The organism is Actinomadura sp. WMMB 499 (assembly GCF_008824145.1).
In the GTDB taxonomy this organism is placed as follows: Bacteria; Actinomycetota; Actinomycetes; order Streptosporangiales; family Streptosporangiaceae; genus Spirillospora.
This window is the reverse complement of the sequence record NZ_CP044407.1, coordinates 5,962,923-5,981,990: the sequence shown is the minus strand read 5'-3', so window position 1 is coordinate 5,981,990 and position 19,068 is coordinate 5,962,923. Positions and strand designations below refer to the sequence as shown.

The following is a 19,068-nucleotide window of genomic DNA, read 5'->3' as shown; positions in this document are numbered from 1 at the left end:
GAAGGAGCGCGCACATGAGCGACGGGCCCCGCATCGATTCGAACGCCCCGCATTCCGCGCGCATCTGGAACTACTGGCTCGGCGGGAAGGACTTCTACCTCGCCGACAAGGCCATGGGTGACCGGATCATGGAGTTCTTCCCCGAGATCGTCGAGAACGCCCGGGGCAACCGCCACTTCCTGTGCCGCGCGATCCGGTACCTCGTCGAGGGGGCCGGGATCTCGCAGTTCCTCGACATCGGCACCGGCCTGCCGACCGCCGACAACACCCACGAGGTCGCACAGCGCGCCGACCCCGCGGCCCGGATCGTCTACGTGGACAACGACCCGCTCGTCCTCCTCCACGCGCAGGCCCTGCTCACCGGCACCCCGGAGGGCCGGACCGCGTACCTGGACGCCGACGTCGAGGAGCCCGAGAAGATCCTGCGCGAGGCCGCCGCCACCCTCGACTTCGACCGTCCGATCGCGCTCGTGATGGTCGGCATCATGCAGTTCGTGAAGGATCTCGACCGCGCGTACGCGATCGTCCGCCGCCTCGTGGACGCACTGCCGCCCGGCAGCCACCTCGTCCTCACGCACCCGACGAACGCCGTCCGCGGCGCCCGCATGGACGAGGCCGTCCGGCAGTGGAACGAGGGCGGCGGCTCCCCCGAGCTCACCCTGCGGACGGTCGCCGAACTCGAACCGTTCTTCGCGGGCCTCGACCTCCTCGCCCCCGGCCTCGTCTCCACCGCCGACTGGCGCCCCGACCTCGCGGACGAACCCCTCGAGGTCGACGACCACGGCGCTGTCGCGATCAAGCGGTGATCCGGCCGGACGGCGCGGTCGCCGAGGTGGTCGACCCACGCCCCGGCGGCTGCGTCGTCCGGTGCCTGACCGGCGGGATCACGACCGGGACGACGTTCACGACCGTCCTCCTCCCGGACGGTGCGCTCAAGTGGTCAGCCGGACTCAACCGATCGAATTATGCGGAGAATCGATCCAGATCCGTTGCCCGTCCGGGGTCACCGTGACGCCATAACGCGAGGCTTCGGGCTTACCGGACGCCGCCCACCGTTCATCGGTGTCCCGGATGGCCTTTTGTTTGCTCACCGGACAGGTGGACGTCGCGGTCCATGCCTCAAGGACGTTCCGGGGGACGAGCCCCGCCCGAACGGGCTGGCGTTCGCCGCCTACGTAGAACGTGACGACACCGCCGACGTGATGCTGTTCCCCATGGCAAGCGAGGTGTAGCGGCTCGCCGACTTGGCGCCGGGCGCGCGGGTCGGAACGTCGTCGGTGCGGCGGTGGGCGCAGGGGTGCTGGCGGTGGACTGCCGCCGTGCCGACTCCGACGTGGCGGCATGGTGCGGCTCCTGGACGACCGGGACACGCGGCGGTGCGTTGCGGCGGAACGAGCGATGCTGCATGCGTTGCGGGGGCACTGCAACAGTCCGATCGCGGGGCATGCGCGGAATGGTCTTCACCCGAGACGGCTCGGCCTTCGTGCATGCGCAGGAGTGGGCCCCACCGGACAAGGGCGCGGACCTGGGCGCGTACGTGGCAGGGGACCTGCTGCGCATGGGGGCACGGGACCTGATCGACGGCATCCCGCACTGAGCCCCTCGGGAGAGTCGCGCCGGTACTCCAGCCGTAGATCGCCGGGGCGGCGTCCGACCGGCCGCGCCTACGGGTGCGTGTCCGTGATCGCGATGACCTCGTCGAGGCGGTCCAGGACGGCCCGCAAGTCGTCGGCCTTGGCCTGGATGCGGTCGCGCTCGGCGCGCAGCATGGCTCGTTGCTCGGCGTCGGTGTGCCCGGAGTCCCAGCACGGAAGGAGCTCCTTGATCCTTCGGCTGGTCAGGCCGACGGCGTACATCTGCTGGAAGAAGCGGACCAGGGGGATGGCGTCCTGCCGGTAGAGGCGCTGGCCGGATGGGCTGCGCTCCGCGATGAGCAGCCCCTGCTGCTCGTAGTAGCGCACGGCGCGTACCGAGACGCCGGCACCCCGTGCCACCTCGCCGATGCGGATCAGCCGCTCGGCCGCGGCCGCTGTGACGGTCAAGGCGATTCCTCTCACCTCGGCTTTGACGACCAGCCCTTGCCCCTGACGTTAACGTCAGCTTTTAGCGTACCGGGCATGGATATCAACAACTCGGTTGCCCTCGTCACCGGAGCCAACCGCGGCCTGGGCCGCGCCTTCGCCCAGCGCCTGCTCGAACGGGGCGCCCGCAAGCTCTACGCGACGGCCCGCCGACCGGAGACCGTGGACCTGCCCGGGGTCGAGGTGCTGCCCCTCGACATCGCCGATCCCGCATCCGTGCGGGCCGCCGCCGAGGCCGCCCCGGACGTCTCGCTGCTCATCAACAACGCGGGGATCCAGACGGGGACCGACCTGGTGACCGGTTCGCTGGACGCGGTGCGGCACGAACTGGAGACCAACGTGCTCGGCCACCTGGGGATGATCCGGGAGTTCGCACCGGCGCTCGCCGGGAACGGCGGGGGCGCGATCGTCAACGTCCTCTCCGCCATGTCGTGGTTCGGGACCAAGAACGCCAATGCCTACCACCTGACCAAGGCCGCCGCCTGGGCCATGACCAACGGCGTCCGCCTGGAGCTCGCGGAGCAGGGCACGCTCGTGACGGCGGTGCACCTTGGCCTGGCCGACACCGACATGTCCGCGGGCTGGCCCGTGGACAAGATCGCGCCGTCGGACCTGGCCGACGCGGCGCTCGACGGTGTCGAGGCGGGCTCCGCCGAGGTCCTCGCCGACCAGTGGAGCCGGGACGTCAAGTCCCGCTTGCCGCTGACGCCGGAAGAGTTCAACGCCGCGATGGACCGAGCCCTGGCGGCGCTGACAGCGGCCTAGAAGGCCCCACGAGCCTAGAAGAGATCGAATATCCTCGTCCCCGGTGGAGAGGTCATGGGTGAGGCTGCCCACTACGGCACCGACACCACCGGTCACCGCGTTGAACACGCCCAGAACCCCCTGTCGGCGTCTGTTCCTGCTCCGGGTCAGCAGGTTCGACACTCATCTATGAACCTCCACAAGATTCAGCCGTCCGCACTACTGGTCGTCCTCGCTCTCGGTGGAGCGGGGGCGACCTCGCGGCCACTCGGCGCGCCATGGGTACCAGGAAATGGGTGTTGGTTGCTCCGGGTGAGGCGTGGGCGCGGCTTGTGGCGGCCGGGTGACGGGCTGCGGCCCGAACCGGGAGGCGTCGCGGGCACCGTTGGGCGGCACTCTCACCTGTGACCCATGCCACATGTCCTTCTGTCAGCGATCGGAGAGCCGTTCCGCTCAATCACCGAGAGCAGAAACGACAGGAGCAACGCATGAAGCACCGCATCGTCGTCCTCGGCGCCGGCTATGCCGGGGCCTATGTGGCCGGGAACCTGGCCCGCCGGCTGTCCCCGCGGGACATCGAGATCACCGTGATCAACGCCGTGCCGGACTTCGTCCAGCGGCAGCGGCTGAACCAGCTTGCGGCCGGCCGGGAGATCGAGGCTCCGAAGCTCACCGACGTCTTCGCGGGCACGGGGATACGGCTGCGCCTGGCCCGCGTCACCGCCGTCGATCCCGAACGCCGGGTCGTCGCCGTGGCCGACGCCGACGGCGGCGGCGAACTCGGCTACGACACGCTCTTGTACGCGCTCGGCAGCCACGTCGCCGACCAGAGCGTTCCCGGCGTGGCCGAGCACGCCTTCGACGTCGCCGGCCGGCCCTCGGCACTGCGCCTGCGCGAGCACCTGGACGGCCTGGAGAGGCGGGACGAAGGCGGAAGGGTACTGGTCGTCGGCGACGGGTTGACCGGTATCGAGACCGCCACCGAGCTCGCCGAGTCCCGACCCGCCCTGTCGGTGGCGCTGCTCGCCCGCGGCGAGCTGGGCGCCCGGCTCTCCGCCGGAGCCCGCGACCACCTGCGGCGGGCCTGCCACCGGCTGGGCATCACCGTGCTGGAGCACACCGGCGTCGAAGCCGTCGAGGCCACGCGGGTGCGGTGCGCCGACGGCACCGTCCTGGTGTCCGACGCAACCGTGTGGACGGCCGGGTTCGCGGTCAGCCCCATCGCCGCGGCCGGTGGTCTCGAAGTCACCGAAGCGGGACAGATCGTCGTCGATCGCACCATGCGGTCGGTCTCGCACCCGAACGTCTACGCCGTCGGCGACAGCGTCCACACCCTCGCCGACAACGGCCGGCAACTGCCGATGAACTGCGGGTCGGCCGGCTACACCGGCCGGCAGGCCATCGAGGCGATCGTGGGACGCCTGACCGGCCGCGAGATCGCGAACATCAAGCTGGTCCACCGGTACAACGCCATCAGCCTCGGACGGCGGGACGGGATCCTGCATCTGATCGACGACGCGGCGCAGGCGAAGCCGCATCACATCGGCGGCCGGAAGGCCGTGCGGGTCAAGGCGGGCATTCAGCGGGGGGCGCTGTGGAGCACCTCGCACCCGACCTTCGGCCTGCCCAAGCGCAGGCGTCGCCTGGCCGCCGCACCGGACGCGGTCGCCGAACAGGCGGCCGCGTCCGCCGAGAAGCCGGCCACCTAGCCGCTCAGGGTGGTCCGCGTGGACGGCCCCGCCACCGACCGGTTCGAGGCCAGCCGGAACCGGCTGGCCTCGCCGGCCTACCGGCTGCCGGGCTCCGCCGCCGACGCTGACGCCGACGCCGTACAGGACGCGTTCCTGCGCTGGCAGGGTGATCCCGGCACCCCGGACCCCGTGCCGGATCGGCTATCTCGCCTGCTCCGACCTGACAAGCCGGTTGCCACAGATGACCATGATCGGTCAGAGCAACCTTGGCCCGCTCCGGGAGTGGGAGAAAAGGGATGTGGATGTTCCGGCCGAGGCATGGGAGCGGCTCGTGTCGGCCGGGAGCGGGCGGCGGTTCCGGCGCGGTGACGTGCTCCTACGGCAGGGCGACGCGGCGGCGTACGTGCTCGTCCTGGTCGCCGGACGGGTGAAGGTCCTGCGCACGTCGCCGGACGGGGACGTCCTGCTGCTGGCGGTTCGCGGCCCCGGCGAGGTGCTCGGGGACGTCTCGGTGCTGGGCGGCGACGGACGTTCGGCGAGCGTGGTGGCCGTCGAACCGTGCACGACGCGCGCCATCACGGCCGAACGGTTCCGCGAACTGGTGCGGGAGGAAGGGCTGGAAGGCTCCTTCCTGCGGCACGCGATGTCGCGGCTCCGGGAGGGCGAGGCGTGGCGGGCCGAGCTGGCGGCGCTCCCGGCCGGGCCCCGGCTGGCACGTGCGCTGCTGCGGTTCGCGGACGATGCGGGCGACGTCGCCCTCGGGCAGACCGAACTCGGGCAGGCGACCGGGCTGTCGCGGAGCAGCGTCGCCGCCGAACTCGCCCGCATGCGCGACTCCGGTCTCGTGTCGACGGCGCACCGCCGGGTCGTCCTCGGCGATCGTCCGGGACTCCATGAGTTGGCCGAGTCGGGCCACGGAACTGTCTGATACCGGACAGTTCGCGCGCCCGGACGGCTCGATGGTGGAGGTCCGAGAGCGAAGGGATGGTGCCGTGCGCGAGGTTCGCAGCCTGCTCGTCGTCGATGCCGAGAAGTTCAGCCATCATCGGGACGCCGAACTGCCGGGCGTCCACCTGGAGATCCGCCGGGCCGTCGAGTCCGCGTGCGAGCGCGGCGGGCTGGGTGAGATGTGGGAGGGGGTCCGCTTCCGGCAGAGCACGGGTGACGGGCTGCTGGCGGCGCTACCGCTCGCCGCGATGACGCAACTGATCAGCCCGTTCGCCGACGAGTTGCAGAACGTCCTGGCCGAGGGGGCGCCGAGCATGCGGGGGAAGGGGCTGCGGCCGTTGCGGATGCGGGTCGCCCTGCACATCGGGATGGTCGACGACGAGCACCCGGAGGCGCCGGGGATCTCGACGGCGACGACCGACGTCAACCGGCTGCTCGACTGCGAGCCGTTGCGAGACGTCCTCGACACGAGCGACCCCGACGTCACGTTCGCGGCCGTGGCCGTGTCCGCCGAGGCGTTCGCGATGTTCGTCCAGGGCGGGTACACGGATCTCAAGCCGAGCCAGTTCACCGAGGTGCGGGCGCGGGTGAAGCAGTTCGACCGCCCCGCGTACCTCTTCGTCCCGAAGCCGTCCCGCCGGGAGGACGAGGAGGACGGCCCGGACGCGGGCACTGCCCCGCCCACCCCACCGGCGCCGCCCGGTGGGCAGTCGATCTCGCATTTCACGGTCAACGGTGAAGGCGCGCAGAACATCGTGGGCGCCCAGATCAGCGGCGATCTCCGGCAGGACCGGTCATGACCGGTCAGGCGTTCACCGGCTTCCAGGTCTCGGGCGACGGCCAGAACCTCGTCGGTGCGAGGGTCGGCGGCAACGTCATCCAGCGAATCCAGCAGTTCGTCCGGGGACGACCCGCGCTGTACCTGCCCGCGAGCGAGATCGACGATCGCGTCGAGTGCCATGTTCCCGCGCGTAATCACGGGCTGGTGGTGAAGTCGCTGGAACGGGATCACGCGGTGATGCTGGGCGGACCGCCCGGCTGCGGGCGGGAGACGAGCGCCATCGCGGCGTTGCGATACCTGCTTCCGGGGGTGCGGATCCGCCGGTTCTCCGCCGACTCCGAGGACGTCGAGGAGGTTCGCGCCGGTGGCCCTCGCGGGTACCTGATCCGGGCGGCCGACGAGACTCCCGAGGGGGTGCGCGCGTGCCTGGACGCAGCCCGGGAGGTGGGCGGATACGTCGCGGTCATCGGGGACGGGACGCAGTGGCGGAGGCTCGCACCGCCGATCGAGTTCGTCGAAGTGCTGCCACCGGACCCGGTCGAGGTGTTCCGGCGCCGCATGCTCGTGCGGGGCCTCGCGGCATGGGCGGGCTGGGCGACGGCTCGGCTGCTGCTGGCGGACGCGCTGCCCGGCGATGCTCGACGGCTCGCGGAGATCGCCGAGGAAGTCGTCGCGCGTGCCGAGGGCAGGGCGTCCGACACGGGCATCGAAGCACTCCAAGAGGAGGTCGCACGCTCCTATCAGGGCTGGCAGGAACATCTGCGCACGTGGTTCGCGCGGAACGAGCCACCGCAGGACCGCACGCTGCTGCTCTCCACCGCCGCATTGGAGCCCGCTCCGGCGGAGGACGTCTACTCGGCCGCCGTGGCGCTCGCGGGGCGGTTGCGGGTCGACGTGAACGGTGCCGGGCTCGCCTGGTACCCGGCCACGAGCCTGCCAGAGCTGCTGGAGACTCAAGCCGAGGACGGACGGTTCGCGTTCCGGCGGCACGGGTTCGGTCCATCCGCGCTGCGGCACGCCTGGGCGGACTATCCGCTCATGCGGGCCGACCTGCTCGCATGGTTGACCGGCCTGGTCCTGGACGACCTCACGCGGCCGGGCACCCAGAACCGCATCGCGGAGACTCTCGGGGATCTCGCCGCCGAGCACGGGCACGCGCGGGCGATTCTGGATGCGGCGAAAGCGTGGGCCGAGGCCGATCTGCCCGATCCGGCCTACATCGTCCTGTCACGGACGTGCCTGCACACTCGCGTGGGCGGGCGCGTCCGACGCGGACTTTATGAGTGGTCGAAGAGCGGCGGCCTGCACCAGACGTTGAAGCTGACGGTCGCGCGGGTCTGCGAACCGCTCGGGCGGGCGTACCCGTCGATCGCGCTGACCCGGCTGAAGCATCTGGCAACGCGCGGCAACCTCCAGGTGCGGCAGGAGGTCGCCGACGCGGCGGTGGAGCTCGCGCGGGCCGAGCATCGCGGTGAAGTCCTGGCGGCGGTACTCGGCTGGTGCCGTCCCCCCGCGTACGAGTCGCTGTCCGAGGCGGCGCGGGACCGCCGGGCACGGACGGGCGCGGTGGTGTTCCTCAGGCTGGCCGGGGACGGCACCGGGCACGGAATACCCGCCGTGCTGGAACTCGTCGACGCCCTCGCCTGCGAGCCGGCGTGGCGTGCGGCGGTCACTGCGGACAAGCCGGCGCTCGGGTGGGAAGAACCTGCCGTGTTCTGGCTGGACGCCGCTCTCGCGCACCCCGGACTGCGCGATGGGATCGTCCGGATGTTCGTCGGCGCCGCCCGTCCCGCACCGGACGCGATGATCGGGCTGGTGCGGGGCTGGGCGGCGGCGGATCCGGCGCGGCGGCGGATCCGAGACGCGATCGTTCTCGGGCTTTCGCGGCCGTGGTGGCTGTGGCTCGCCAGATGGCTCGCCGTGTGGGTGCGCACGCTGCTGGAGCGGCGTTGATCAGCCCGTCGGGGGTGTCCAGTTCGCGGGGATGTGGGCGAGGCGGACGCGCTGGGGGTGGTCGCCGACGGGGACGGTCGCGATCCGCTCGCCGGTGGCGAAGCTGATCGCGCTGACCTGGTCGGTGCCGCTCTCGGAGATGACGCACGACTTCCCGTCGCCGCTGACGGTGGCCCAGTAGGGCTTGGACGCCGTGACGAGCGGGCCCTCCTGCAAGGTGGCGCGGTCGACGATCGTGGCGTAGTCGTCCATCGTCCCCGCGATGCAGAGCTTCGTGCCGTCGGGGCTCATCGACATGCCGTGGTGGCGGGAGTCGTTGACGAAGGTGGTGCGGTCGTCGCTGGTCTCGGGGTTCTTCGGGAGTTCCTTCACGCGGGTGATCGTGTCGGACTCGACGTCGTACTCGAGGAAGCCGTTGAAGAACGAGACCTGGAAGTACAGCGTCGACTCGTCGGGGGTGAACGCGACGGGACGGACGGCGTCGGAGAGGTCGTCGCGGCCGAAGGCGTCGAGGCGGTCGCGCATGTCGATGGTGCGGACGACCTCGAAGGTGGTGGTGTCGGCGATCGTGATGCGGCGGTCGCCCTTGGCGAAGTCGAGCCACGGGGCGTCGAAGTCGTTGTTGACCTCGCCGATCGACATGTTCCAGAGGTACCGGCCGTTGTCGGTGTAGACGTTCTCGTGGGGTTTGTCGCCCGTGCTGAACGAGCCGAGTTCCTCGCCGGTCTCGATGTCGAGGACGTGCACGGTGTTGGACGTCGAGGCGGAGACGGCGACGCTGCCGCCGTCGGGCGAGACGGCCATGTGGTCGGCGCGGTTGCCGGAGACGGGGAAGCGCCAGTTGACGTCGCCGGTTTCGAGGTCGATGGAGACGACGTCGGCGAAGCTGGGGCGGGAGACGACCATGGACCGGCCGTCGGGGGTGGAGTACATGTCGTCGACGTACTGGTCGTGGCCCTCGCCGACGGTGTAGCGGACGCCCAGGAAGAAGATCAGCTTGACGGGGTCGCGGTAGATCTCCTGGAGGCGTTCCTCCTTGTCGGGGATGACGTTGATGCGGCCGACGGCCTCGAAGTCGCCGCGGGCTTCGATGACGTGGGCGGTGCCGTCCCAGTTGTTGCCGACGAACATCACCTCGCGGAGCCCGTCCGCGTGGGCGGGGGCCGCGGCGAGGGTGGCGGTGAGCGCGGCGGCGGCGAGACCGCAGCCGATCGTGCGGGGCTTCATGGCCGCTCCTCGGGGTGTTACTTTTCGGTAGCCGACAGGAAAGCAAGCGACCGTCCGGTCTCGGTAGAGAGCGGCGGACAACAAGGCGCGCGTCCATTGGAACCGGCCCACAACACCGGCGGTGATCGTGCACGAGGACTTCGCTTCGGTGCTGCGCGAGATGGCGACGGACGCGGCGGTGATCGACGAGGTCGTCCGGGCGGCGCGGACCCAGTCGCCGGAGGTGGCGCGGCTGCCGGAGGCGGAGACGCGGCGGCACGTCGCGCTGGTGCTGCCGGTGGTGCTCGCGCGGGACGGCGATCCGGCGGCGGCGGCGCGGCTGGGCGCGGACCGGGCGGCGCAGGGCGTGCCGATCACGGCGCTGCTGCACGGGGTGCAGGCGGGACGGAGCCGCGCGGCGCGGATCGCGGTGCTGCGGGGGCGGGCGGCGGGGGTGCCGGAGGAGACGATGCTCACGGCGCTGCTGGAGCTCGAACCGCGGGTCGGGGCGCTGGAGCGGGCGGTGGTGAACGGGTACCGGACGGCCGAGCTGGAACTGGCCCGGACGGCGCGGGACGTCCGGTTCCAGGTGCTGCGGCGGCTGCTGCACGGGTCCGCGGAGGCCCCGCCGGACGAGGACGTCCGGCGGGCGGGGCTGCGTCCGGACGGGCTGTACCGGTGCCTGACCTCGAACGTCACCGATCCGGTCCGGGCGCGGGAGCTGGAGCTGCGGCTGTCGGTGTGCGGTGGCCTGTTCGGGCTGGTGGACGGGCGGCTGTCGGGCCTGGCGCCGCGGCTGCCGGCGGAGATCGAGGGGGACGCGCTGGTGGTGTGCGCACCGCCGGCGCGGCTGGACGAGGCGCGGGGGCTGCACGCGCTGTGCGGGGCGGCGCTGGGGGCGGCGGAGGCGCGGGGGCTGCGCGGGCTGCGGGAGCTGACCGGGCTGGCCGGGGAGACGGCGCTGGCGGCGCAGCCCGCGCTGGCGGGGCTGCTCAGCCGGACGCTGCTGGGGCCGCTGGAAGCCGGCGACCCGTTCCACCGGCAGCTCGCGGCGACGGCGCTGGCGTACCTGGACCACGAGCGGCGGCTGGACCGGACGGCCGCGGCGCTGCACGTCCATCCGAACACCGTCCGGTACCGGCTGGGGCGGCTGGAGGAGGTCGTGGGGGCGGCGCCGGGCGCGGAGGGCACGGTGCTCGACACGCTGCGCTGGTGGTGGGCGCTGCACACCTGGCTGGACGGTTGAGGGCCCGGACGGGTGCGTCCCGTCCGGGCCCGGAACGGTCAGGGGAGGTCGAGGGCGGTCGCGAGGTCGTCGAGGTGGAGGTTCGCGTCGCCGTGGGCGAGGGCGGTGGACATGGCGTGCCGGGAGAACAGGTGCAGGTCGTGCTCCTGGGTGAAGCCGATCGCGCCGTGGACCTGGTGGCCGAGGGCGCACACGCGTTCGTACGCCTCGCTCACCCACGCCTTGGCCGTCGCCACTTCCTGGGAGGCGTCCCGGCCGGACGAGAGCAGCCAGATCGCCTCGTAGGCGATGAACCGGGAGCCGAGGACGTCGATGGCCATGTCGGAACAGTGGTGCTGGACCGCCTGGAACGTCCCGATGGGTTTGCGGAACTGGTGCCGCTCCCCCGCGTACGCGACGGTCATGTCGAGCACGCGCTGGGCCGCGCCGACCATCTCCGCGCACGTCGCCGCCGCGCCGAACCGCGAGATCGCGTCGGCGGGGGCCCGGTCGCCGCCGAGTACGGCGTCCGGCGGGACGCGGACGTCCCGGAGTTCGACGTGGCACGGACGGTCGAATCCGAGCGTCCCCACGGGGTGCAGGGTGACGGACGCGGTGTCGACCCAGAACGCGCGGGGTTCGCCGTCGAGGCGCGCCGCGACGAGGACGTTCTCGGCGGACGCGGCGAACGGGACGAACGGCGCGACACCGTCGAGGACGTACCCGGTGCCGTCGCGCGCGGCGGTCGGGCCCTCGCCCGGACGGTCCCAGGGGAGGGGCGCGGCGGTCGCGACGGTCCCGGCGGCGAGGGCGCCGAGCCACCGTTCGCGCTGGCCGGGGGTCCCGAACCGGGCGATGGGCATGCCGCACGCGGCGACGGACGCGGCGAGCGGGCTCGGGACGAGCGCGTACCCGAGCTCCTCGAACAGCAGGCAGGCGTCGAGGAAGTCGCCGCCGGCGCCGCCGTCGTCCTCGGCGAACGGCAGGCCGGTCCAGCCGAGGCCGGTCAGCTCCTTCCACAGGTCGGCCGAGTGCCCCGCCGGGTCGCCGTCCATCGCCCGCGCCCCGGCGGCCGCGGCGCGGGCGGACAGGAGCTCGCGGGCGGTCGCGGCGATGAGCTCCTGCTCCTCGGTGCGGGTCAGGTCCATGGCGGGATCTTGTCGGAGCGGACCCACACGCCCGGCCGTTCCTCCCAGAACAGCTGGACGAGCACGCCGCCGGTGTGCTTCGGGTGGATGAACGCGTCCCGCCACGCGGCGCCGTCGGTGGAGCCCTCGTTCTCGCCGAACGTGGGCGTGTCGCGGTCGCGGCAGGCGTCCATGGCGCGGTCCCAGTCGCCGACCTCGAACGTGACGTGGTGCGCGGCGGCGCCGTTGCGGTCCCAGAACTTCTCGATGAACGAGTCCTCGCCGCGCGGCATGATCACCTCCCAGCAGATCGGCGAGCCGGGGATGTTGAGGACGAGGTCGGCCATGTCGGGGTGCTCGTCGTCGGCGGTCCGCCACACCTGGACGAACCCGGCGAGGTCGCGGTACCAGCGGGCGAGTTCGTCGCGGTCGGGGAACGCCTGGCAGACGTGGTCGAGCGCGACGATGCCGAGGGACGGGCCGTCCGGTGCGGCGAACGGGCCGGTGGCGGCGCCGGGGGTGTCGCCGCACATGGCGAGGCCGCCGGGGCCGCGCAGGCGCCACAGCACGCCGGGGCCGTGTTCGGGCGGGCTGAGGGACGCCTCCAGCCAGCGTCCGCGCTCGCCCGCGGTGGGCTTGATGCCGCGCACCTCGAGTTCGGCGCGGGCCGCCTCCAGGTCGGGGACCTCGGCGCCGACGTGGTGCAGGCCGGGGCGCCCGCCGTGGTCGTCGAGGAACGTCTGCAGGTCGGAGCCGTCCCCGGCGGGTGCCACGACCTCCCACGCTTGACCGTGGCTTCCGGGGATCTCTAGGCGTGCGCCACGGGCGCCCTCGGCGGGGTTGTCCCATGTGCGCGCGCGCCGGAAACCGAAGAGCCCCTCCAGGAGCGCGACCTGGGCGTCGAGGTCGGTGGTCACCTGCGCGACGTGGTCGATCCGGTAGATCTGCACGGGTACCTCCTAGCTCGGGTGGGGTTCGATCCAGTCGTAGCCGCCGGTGACGAGTTCCTTGACGAGGCGCAGGTTGTAGCGGTTCATCGCCGCGATGCGCCGGGCCAGCTCTCCGACCCGCTCGTCGAACTCGCTGGACTCGTACACGTCGTTGACGAGGCCGAGCCGCAGCGCGCGCTCCGCGTCGATGCGGGCGCCGGTGAACAGCAGCTCCTTCGCCCGGGCCTTGCCGATCCGTTCGGGGAGCCGCTTGACGCCGCCCCAGCCGGGCGCCGAACCGCCGAACTCGGGCTGGTCGGGGTCGCCGTCCTCGGTCATCTTCGGCCGGTACGGGGCGCGGGCGGACAGGGTGATCTCGACGAGCCCCATCTTGGCGTTGCCGGACGCGACGATGAAGTCGGCGGCGAGCGCCAGCTCCAGGCCGCCGCCGACCGCGTAGCCGTGCACGGCCGCGACGACCGGGACGGACGTGCGCTCCATCATCGCGAACGTCTTCTCCCCGAGGCGTCCCTGCTCGACGCGCTCGCGCGGGGTGAGCTTCTCGGACCACGCCAGGTCCATGCCCGCGCAGAACGCGCGTTCGCCCGCGCCGCGCAGGACGACGACGCACACGTCCTCGTCGTCGTCGACGCGGGTGAAGACGTCCCTCAGCTCCTGCATGGTCGTGGGCGTGAGCGCGTTGAGCTTGTCGGGACGGTTCAGGGTCAGCCAGGCCACCCGTTCGTCGAGTTTCAGGTCGATGGTCTCGTAGTCGCCGTATCCGCTGTCGGACATGCGTTTCTGCTCCTCCCGGTGGAGTCAGCGGGGCAGGTTCAGCCCCCTGGTCGCGATGACGTTCCGCTGGATCTCGGTGGTGCCGCCCAGGAAGGTGGAAGCCACCGAGTCCCGGACCATGTGGGTGAAGTAAGCGTTCATGGGTGCGTCGTCGCGGTCCCAGAGGTCGGCGTACCGTCCGAACGCGCGCGCGCCGGTGCGGGCGAGGCGCTGGTGCAGTTCTGCACCGAAGAGCTGGTTGACGGACGCCTCGTAGCCCGGTTCCTCTCCTGTGGCCTGGCGCGACACGGTGTAGCGGGCGAGGTTGTAGAGCACCCGGATCTCGGTGTGCCGCCGCGCGATCTCCCGCCGCAGGCCGGCGTCCGCGCGGGCGAACCGCGCGCCGTCCGGTGACCGCAGGTACGCCGCCAGCCCGGCGAGGGCCTGCTCGTACTTGATCGTCGCGCCGATCCCGGCCCGCTCGAAGCCGAGCGCGGTCATCGCGACGTACCAGCCGCGGTTCTCCTCGCCGACGCGGTTCGCGACCGGCACCCGGACGCCGTCGAAGAAGATCTCGCAGAACGGCGCGGCGCCCCGGATGTCGGTGATGGGACGGATCGTCACGCCGGGCGCGTCCGCCTCGACCAGCAGGAACGTGATGCCGCGATGGCGCGGTTCGGCGTCCGGGTCGGTGCGGGCGAGGACGAACAGCCAGTCGGCGTACTGGCCGAGCGACGTCCACACCTTCTGCCCGTCCAGCACGTAGTCGTCGCCGTCGCGGACGGCGCGGGCGCGCAGGGACGCGAGGTCGGACCCCGCGCCGGGCTCGGAGAACCCCTGCGCCCACGTTCGCTCGCCGCGCGCGATGGGCGGCAGGTGCGCGGCCTTCTGCTCGTCCGTCCCGTGCACGAGCAGCGTCGGGCCGAGGAGGAATGCGCCGATGCCGTTCACGGTCGGGACGCGCGCGCGCATCATCTCCTCGTACAGGATGAACTCCTCCAGGGGAGACAGGCCCGCGCCCCCGTATTCGGACGGCCAGTGCGGTGCGATCCATCCGCGCTCCGCGAGGACGTCGGCCCACGCGCGCGCGCCGTCCCGCCTGGCCGGATCGTCCGAGACCCGGTCGACGGGCCAGTTGTAGCCCGCGACGTCCTCGGGCTCCAGGCTCTGCTCCTCGTCCCGCGCCGGCCGGTACCCCGCCGGGAACCGGTCCCGGACGAACGCCCGCACCTCCGCGCGGAACGCCGCCTGCTCCGGTGTGTCGTCCCAGTTCATCGGCCGTCCGCCTCCCGGTCCCACGTGGTGGCGGTCAGGCCGCCCTCGCCCTCGGCGCGCAGCCGGTACTTGGCGACCTTGTCGGTGGGGGTGCGCGGCAGCGCGTCCACGAACTCGACGTAGCGGGGGACCATCGAGCGCGGCAGCCGCTCCTCGCAGTACGCGACCAGCTCGGCCGGGTCGAGCCCGAGGTCCGGCTGGACGACGACCGACACCTTGATCTCCTCGTCCTCCAGTACGGAGGGCACTCCGATCGCGGCGCACTCCAGCACCGCCGGATGCCTGTTGATCTCGCACTCCAGGTCGAAGGCCGAGATGTTCTCGCCGCGCCGGCGGATGGCGTCCTTCATCCGGTCGAGGAAGAAGTAGTAGCCGTCCTCATCGCGCCATACCCGATCTCCGGTGTGGAACCACATGTTCCGGAAGCAGTGGGTGGTCGCCTCCCAGTCGCCGTAGTAGCCGGTCGTGAGGACGAACGGCTGCTTCGGCCGCAGCACCAGCTCGCCCGGCTCGCCCGGACCGACCTCGCGGTCCTGCTCGTCGACGACCGCGACGTGGAACCGCTCGTCGTGCGCCCGGCCGCACGAGCCCGTCCGCCACTCCCCGTACGGGCTGCCGGTCGCGATGCCCGCCTCGGTGCTCGTGTACGTCTCCACCGACCGGACGCCGAACCGCTCGCGCAGCGGCTCGTCCAGGTTCGACTTGCCCATGTAGAAGGTCTCGAGCCGGTGGTCGCGGTCGCGGGGCGTCGGCGGCCGGTTCAGCAGGATGGGGATCATCGAGAACACGCTCATGCACACCTGCGCGTCGAACCGGCGCACGTCGTCCCAGAAGCGGGACGCGCTGAACCGCTCCACGATCGCGATCGACCCGCCGCCGAGCAGCGCCGACAGCATCCCGTCCCACAGGGCCGCCGCGTGGAAGAGCGGCAGCGGGCAGTAGACCGTCTTGCCCCAGCGGTCGAGGAAGTCGAGCGAGTCGTGGGCGCAGGTCAGCGCGAGCGCGTGCGGCACCATCGCGCCCTTGGACGGGCCCGTGGTCCCGGACGTGTACATGATCGCCTGCAGGTCGCCGAACCCGACCGGGACGTGGACCGGCCCGTCCCCGCCGTCCGGCAGGCTCGCCAGCTCCCGCGCCGGTTTCCCGAGCCGGTCGAGCAGCACCCCGGCCCCCGCCGCGTCCCGGACGAGCACGCCCTCCAGTTCCGGGAGCCGTCCGGCCAGCTCGAGGAGCCGTTCGGCGTACGGGCCGTCGATGATCAGCCAGCGCGAGCCGGAGCCGGTCAGCACGTGCCGGAGCAGTTCACCGCGGTAGTCGACGTTGATCGGCACGGCGACCGCGCCGAGCCGCGCCAGCGCGAACACGAGGGGGACGAAGTCGGGACAGTTCGGGAGCATCAGCCCGACGTGGTCGCCGCGTCCGACCCCGGCGCCGGACAGGGCCCGCGCCATGCGGTCGGCGGCCTCGTCGACCTCGCCGTAGCTGATGTCGCCGTCCCGGAATCTGAGAAAGGTCTGCCTGCGATGTCTCTGCGCCTGCGACCGGAGAACGTCGCCGAGGACGAAGCTCTCCAGCGTCTCCTTGCGCATCCGGACCTCCGCTGTCGCTCGAGGGGCATGCGTCGTGAGGGGAGTGGGGACGGTGCGGTGCGGTGCCGACGGTCGACCTGCTACCCGCCAAAATTTGGACAGTGCGCTAAATATCGGAACATACAATGTGATATACGGCAAGACTGACCAAAACGGAACAAAATGGTCTCTTGGGACTCCAGGTGACTGTGCTGCCACGACAACTTCCGGGTACGCCGATTTCGGTCCACCCTTAAAATCGCCGTTTGATACCCGAAATAAGCCCATCTCCGGGCAAGGGTTCCGCTTCCGTCACCGCCGCGGACCGGCCGCCGGCCACGGGCTCCGCCCCAGGTCACCGGCCCCGCGCGCGCCGGGTTCCGCGGACGGGCGGCCCTGCACGGGCGGCCCTACTCGGACGGCCCTGCACGGGCGGCCCTGCACGGGGGGCCGGGGCTATCGCCCGGGCAGGGCCTGTTCGAGGAGTCGGGCGATGTGCCGGGGATCGGCGTCGCCGTCGTCGAGGAGGAGCGTCGTGCACAGGCCGTCGGTCAGCGCCACGAACGCCTCGACGGCGTCGGGGGCGTCGGTGCGCGTCCGGGCGAGTTCGGCGACGTGGTCGCGCCAGCGCCGCGCGGCGGGCCGCAGCGCGGGCCGCCGCGCGGCGAGGGTCGACAGCTCGCGCTCGGCGAGGGCCCGGCCCCGGCCGGATCCGGCCGACTCGGCGATGAGCAGCGCGAGCCCGCCGAGCGGATCGGCCGCGTCGTGGAGTCGCCGGATGCGCTCGGTGTAGGCATCGGTGACGCTGGTGAGGGCGGCCACCAGCAGGTCGTCCAGCGTGGCGAAGTAGTAGAGCGTCAGGCTGGTGGTGATGCCCGCCTCGCGGGCGACGGCCCGGTGGGTGACGCCGGTGGCGCCGTCCCGGCGCACGATCGCCAGCGTCGCCTCGATGATCGCGGCCCGGCGGCGCTCTCCCCTGGCCTTGCGGCCGTCGCCGATGCTCTCGTCGGTCGTCACTGCCCCGTCTCTCATCCTCGCCCGTGCGAGGTGAGGCTATCGGCCCCGTCCGCGGCGGCGGGACCGGCGGGGTCGGCGGGGTCGGCGGGGTCGGGGGCGCCGGCGAGGGCGCGCGGCCCGCGCAGGTGGAGCAGGCAGACCAGCGCGGCGGCCGCGACGGCCGTTCCGGCGACGGCGGCGGACACGTTGAGCCCGCCGGTGAACGCGGCCCGCGCCTGGTCGAGCGCACCGTCCGGCAGCCGGTCCGCCACCGCCACGGCGCCGGAGAGGCCGTCGCCGTACGACTCGGCGGCGGACGGCTCCATCCCGGGCGGGGTGCCGAGCGTGGTCCGGTAGATCGTCGTGGTGAGGCTGCCCAGGAGCGCGACTCCGGCCGCGATGCCGAGTTCCTGGACCGTTTCGGAGAGCGCGGCGGCCGATCCCGCCTTCCCCGCGGGCGCCGCGCCGACGACGATGTCGGTGCCGAGCGCGGCGATGACCCCGAGCCCGAAGTAGACGAACGCGAACCCGGCCACGACGCTCGTCCGGGCGCCGGTCCCGGCGGTGCCGAGCAGGACGTACCCGGCCAGGGACAGGCCCAGGGACGCGGACATGAGGACGCCGGGCGGCAGGCGGCGGGCCAGCAGGGGCGCGCCGATGGCGCCCGCGAGCATGGCGAGGGCGGGCGGCCCCATCCAGAGCCCGGCCGTCGCCGCGGACAGCCCGTCGACGAGCTGCAGGTACTGGGTGACCAGGTACATCGTCCCGCCGAACCCGACCAGTCCCACGAGCAGGACGGCCAGCGCCGCCGAGAACGTCCGGGACGCGAACAGCCGGACGTCCAGGAGCGGCTCGGGCAGGCGGAGCTGGCGCCGCACGAAGACGGCGGTCGCGGCGGCGCCGAGCAGCGCCGCGGCCACGGCCACGGCGTCGATCCCGTCGGCGGCGTGCTTGATCGCGTAGACGATCGGCAGCATCCCGGCCAGGGACAGCGCGACGCTGGGCGGGTCGAGCCGCCCGGCGCGGGTCCGCGACTCCGGGAGCAGCGCGGGCGCCGCCGCGAGGACCGCGACCGCGACGGGCACCGCGACGAGGAAGACCGCGCCCCACCAGAGCTCGCCGACCAGCACGCCGCCCACGACCGGCCCGGCCGCCATCCCGAGCGCGAACATCGTGGCCCAGACGCCGATCGCCAGCGCCCGCTGCCGGGCGTCGGCGAACAGGTCGCCGATCAGCGACAGCGTCGACGGCATCAGGGTGGCCCCGGCGACGCCGAGCAGCGCCCGCGCCACGATCAGCCACCCGGCGCTCGGGGCGAACGCCGCGAGCACCGACACCGCGCCGAACGCGGCCGTCCCCACCATCAGCAGGCGCCGCCGGCCGATCCGGTCGCCGAGCGTCCCCATCGTGATCAGGAAGCCGGCGATGAAGAAGCCGTAGGCGTCCATGATCCACAGCGTCTCGGTCGCGGACGGCTCCAGGTCCTCGGCCAGGTTCGGCACGACGAGGTACAGCGCCGTGACGTCGAGCCCCAGCAGCATCGTCGGCAGCGCCAGGAGCGCGAGGCCGCCCCATGCCCGCCGTCCGGCACGTCCTGACCGCGTCATGCCCGTCGTCTCCGTCATGCCCGCGCACCCTCCGGCGAGATAGTTGAACTTTCGTACAAGTTGTACGTTAGTTCAAGTTTTCGCCGACGGCAAAGCCCGCGCCGGTCGAGACGTCCGGTGTCCGGATCGCCGGGGAACGGCCCAGGTGCGGCCGACCCGCCCG

The 19,068-nt window shown here is 72.5% G+C and carries 17 protein-coding genes and 1 pseudogene; 9 read left to right on the top strand and 9 right to left on the bottom strand.

Annotation, left to right across the window (positions count from 1 at the left end):
- Positions 1 to 14: 14 nt before the first annotated feature.
- Both F7P10_RS26905 and F7P10_RS42720 read left to right on the top strand, forming a co-directional pair.
- On the top strand, positions 15 to 806 hold the full coding sequence (locus F7P10_RS26905; RefSeq protein WP_151013352.1) for an SAM-dependent methyltransferase: 792 nt from the start codon (positions 15 to 17) through the stop codon (positions 804 to 806).
- Positions 807 to 1,444: 638 nt separating this feature from the next.
- Complete coding sequence (locus tag F7P10_RS42720) at positions 1,445 to 1,597, top strand: hypothetical protein (RefSeq protein WP_176611674.1); 153 nt, start codon at positions 1,445 to 1,447, stop codon at positions 1,595 to 1,597.
- 67 nt (positions 1,598 to 1,664) lie between these two features.
- Here F7P10_RS42720 and F7P10_RS26895 read toward each other — a convergent pair whose 3' ends face one another.
- Entirely contained in the window at positions 1,665 to 2,042 is a 378-nt protein-coding gene (locus F7P10_RS26895) for a MerR family transcriptional regulator (protein WP_151013349.1), read from the bottom strand.
- A 75-nt stretch (positions 2,043 to 2,117) separates the two neighbouring features.
- Here F7P10_RS26895 and F7P10_RS26890 point away from each other — a divergent pair, with 75 nt between their 5' ends.
- The 6 genes and pseudogenes from F7P10_RS26890 to F7P10_RS26865 all read left to right on the top strand — a co-directional run bounded on the left by F7P10_RS26890 (position 2,118) and on the right by F7P10_RS26865 (position 8,198).
- A complete protein-coding gene (locus F7P10_RS26890; protein ID WP_151013347.1) occupies positions 2,118 to 2,846 on the top strand; it encodes an SDR family oxidoreductase in 729 nt (242 codons plus the stop codon).
- Positions 2,847 to 3,313: 467 nt separating this feature from the next.
- Complete coding sequence (locus F7P10_RS26885; protein ID WP_151013345.1) at positions 3,314 to 4,534, top strand: NAD(P)/FAD-dependent oxidoreductase; 1,221 nt, start codon at positions 3,314 to 3,316, stop codon at positions 4,532 to 4,534.
- Positions 4,535 to 4,552: 18 nt separating this feature from the next.
- Positions 4,553 to 4,681: pseudogene (locus tag F7P10_RS44675) on the top strand (RNA polymerase subunit sigma-70); the annotation flags it as partial.
- A 133-nt stretch (positions 4,682 to 4,814) separates the two neighbouring features.
- Positions 4,815 to 5,444: a Crp/Fnr family transcriptional regulator gene (locus F7P10_RS26875; protein WP_254716038.1), complete on the top strand. Its 630-nt coding sequence runs from the start codon at positions 4,815 to 4,817 to the stop codon at positions 5,442 to 5,444.
- A gap of 64 nt (positions 5,445 to 5,508) precedes the next feature.
- Positions 5,509 to 6,264, top strand: coding sequence for a hypothetical protein (locus tag F7P10_RS26870; RefSeq protein ID WP_151013341.1), 756 nt, complete (start codon positions 5,509 to 5,511; stop codon positions 6,262 to 6,264).
- A complete protein-coding gene (locus tag F7P10_RS26865) occupies positions 6,261 to 8,198 on the top strand; it encodes a hypothetical protein (protein ID WP_151013339.1) in 1,938 nt (645 codons plus the stop codon). Before F7P10_RS26870 ends, F7P10_RS26865 begins: the two co-directional genes overlap by 4 nt.
- Here the strand turns inward: F7P10_RS26865 and F7P10_RS26860 are convergent, their stop codons facing one another.
- A complete protein-coding gene (locus tag F7P10_RS26860; RefSeq protein WP_151013337.1) occupies positions 8,199 to 9,425 on the bottom strand; it encodes a YncE family protein in 1,227 nt (408 codons plus the stop codon).
- A 121-nt stretch (positions 9,426 to 9,546) separates the two neighbouring features.
- Here F7P10_RS26860 and F7P10_RS26855 point away from each other — a divergent pair, with 121 nt between their 5' ends.
- Positions 9,547 to 10,650, top strand: coding sequence for a helix-turn-helix domain-containing protein (locus tag F7P10_RS26855; protein WP_254716037.1), 1,104 nt, complete (start codon positions 9,547 to 9,549; stop codon positions 10,648 to 10,650).
- A gap of 38 nt (positions 10,651 to 10,688) precedes the next feature.
- Here the strand turns inward: F7P10_RS26855 and F7P10_RS26850 are convergent, their stop codons facing one another.
- The 7 genes from F7P10_RS26850 to F7P10_RS26820 form a co-directional block, all read right to left on the bottom strand.
- Positions 10,689 to 11,777: an acyl-CoA dehydrogenase family protein gene (locus F7P10_RS26850; RefSeq protein ID WP_151013335.1), complete on the bottom strand. Its 1,089-nt coding sequence runs from the start codon at positions 11,775 to 11,777 to the stop codon at positions 10,689 to 10,691.
- On the bottom strand, positions 11,768 to 12,706 hold the full coding sequence (locus tag F7P10_RS26845; RefSeq protein WP_151013333.1) for a VOC family protein: 939 nt from the start codon (positions 12,704 to 12,706) through the stop codon (positions 11,768 to 11,770). The genes F7P10_RS26850 and F7P10_RS26845 overlap by 10 nt, the downstream gene beginning before the upstream one ends.
- 9 nt (positions 12,707 to 12,715) lie before the next feature.
- The gene (locus F7P10_RS26840) at positions 12,716 to 13,480 is read right to left on the bottom strand and encodes an enoyl-CoA hydratase/isomerase family protein (protein WP_151013331.1); all 765 of its coding nucleotides are present in this window, start codon (positions 13,478 to 13,480) and stop codon (positions 12,716 to 12,718) included.
- Between the two features lie 24 nt (positions 13,481 to 13,504).
- Positions 13,505 to 14,734, bottom strand: a complete 1,230-nt coding sequence (locus F7P10_RS26835) for an acyl-CoA dehydrogenase family protein (RefSeq protein ID WP_151013329.1) — start codon at positions 14,732 to 14,734, stop codon at positions 13,505 to 13,507.
- The gene (locus F7P10_RS26830; protein WP_151013327.1) at positions 14,731 to 16,323 is read right to left on the bottom strand and encodes an AMP-binding protein; all 1,593 of its coding nucleotides are present in this window, start codon (positions 16,321 to 16,323) and stop codon (positions 14,731 to 14,733) included. The genes F7P10_RS26835 and F7P10_RS26830 overlap by 4 nt, the downstream gene beginning before the upstream one ends.
- Before the next feature lie 435 nt (positions 16,324 to 16,758).
- A complete protein-coding gene (locus tag F7P10_RS26825; protein ID WP_254716036.1) occupies positions 16,759 to 17,319 on the bottom strand; it encodes a TetR/AcrR family transcriptional regulator in 561 nt (186 codons plus the stop codon).
- Positions 17,320 to 17,330: 11 nt separating this feature from the next.
- Positions 17,331 to 18,923 carry an MFS transporter gene (locus F7P10_RS26820; RefSeq protein ID WP_218040152.1) on the bottom strand — a complete coding sequence of 531 codons (1,593 nt, stop codon included), beginning with the start codon at positions 18,921 to 18,923 and terminating at the stop codon, positions 17,331 to 17,333.
- Positions 18,924 to 19,068 lie beyond the last annotated feature (145 nt).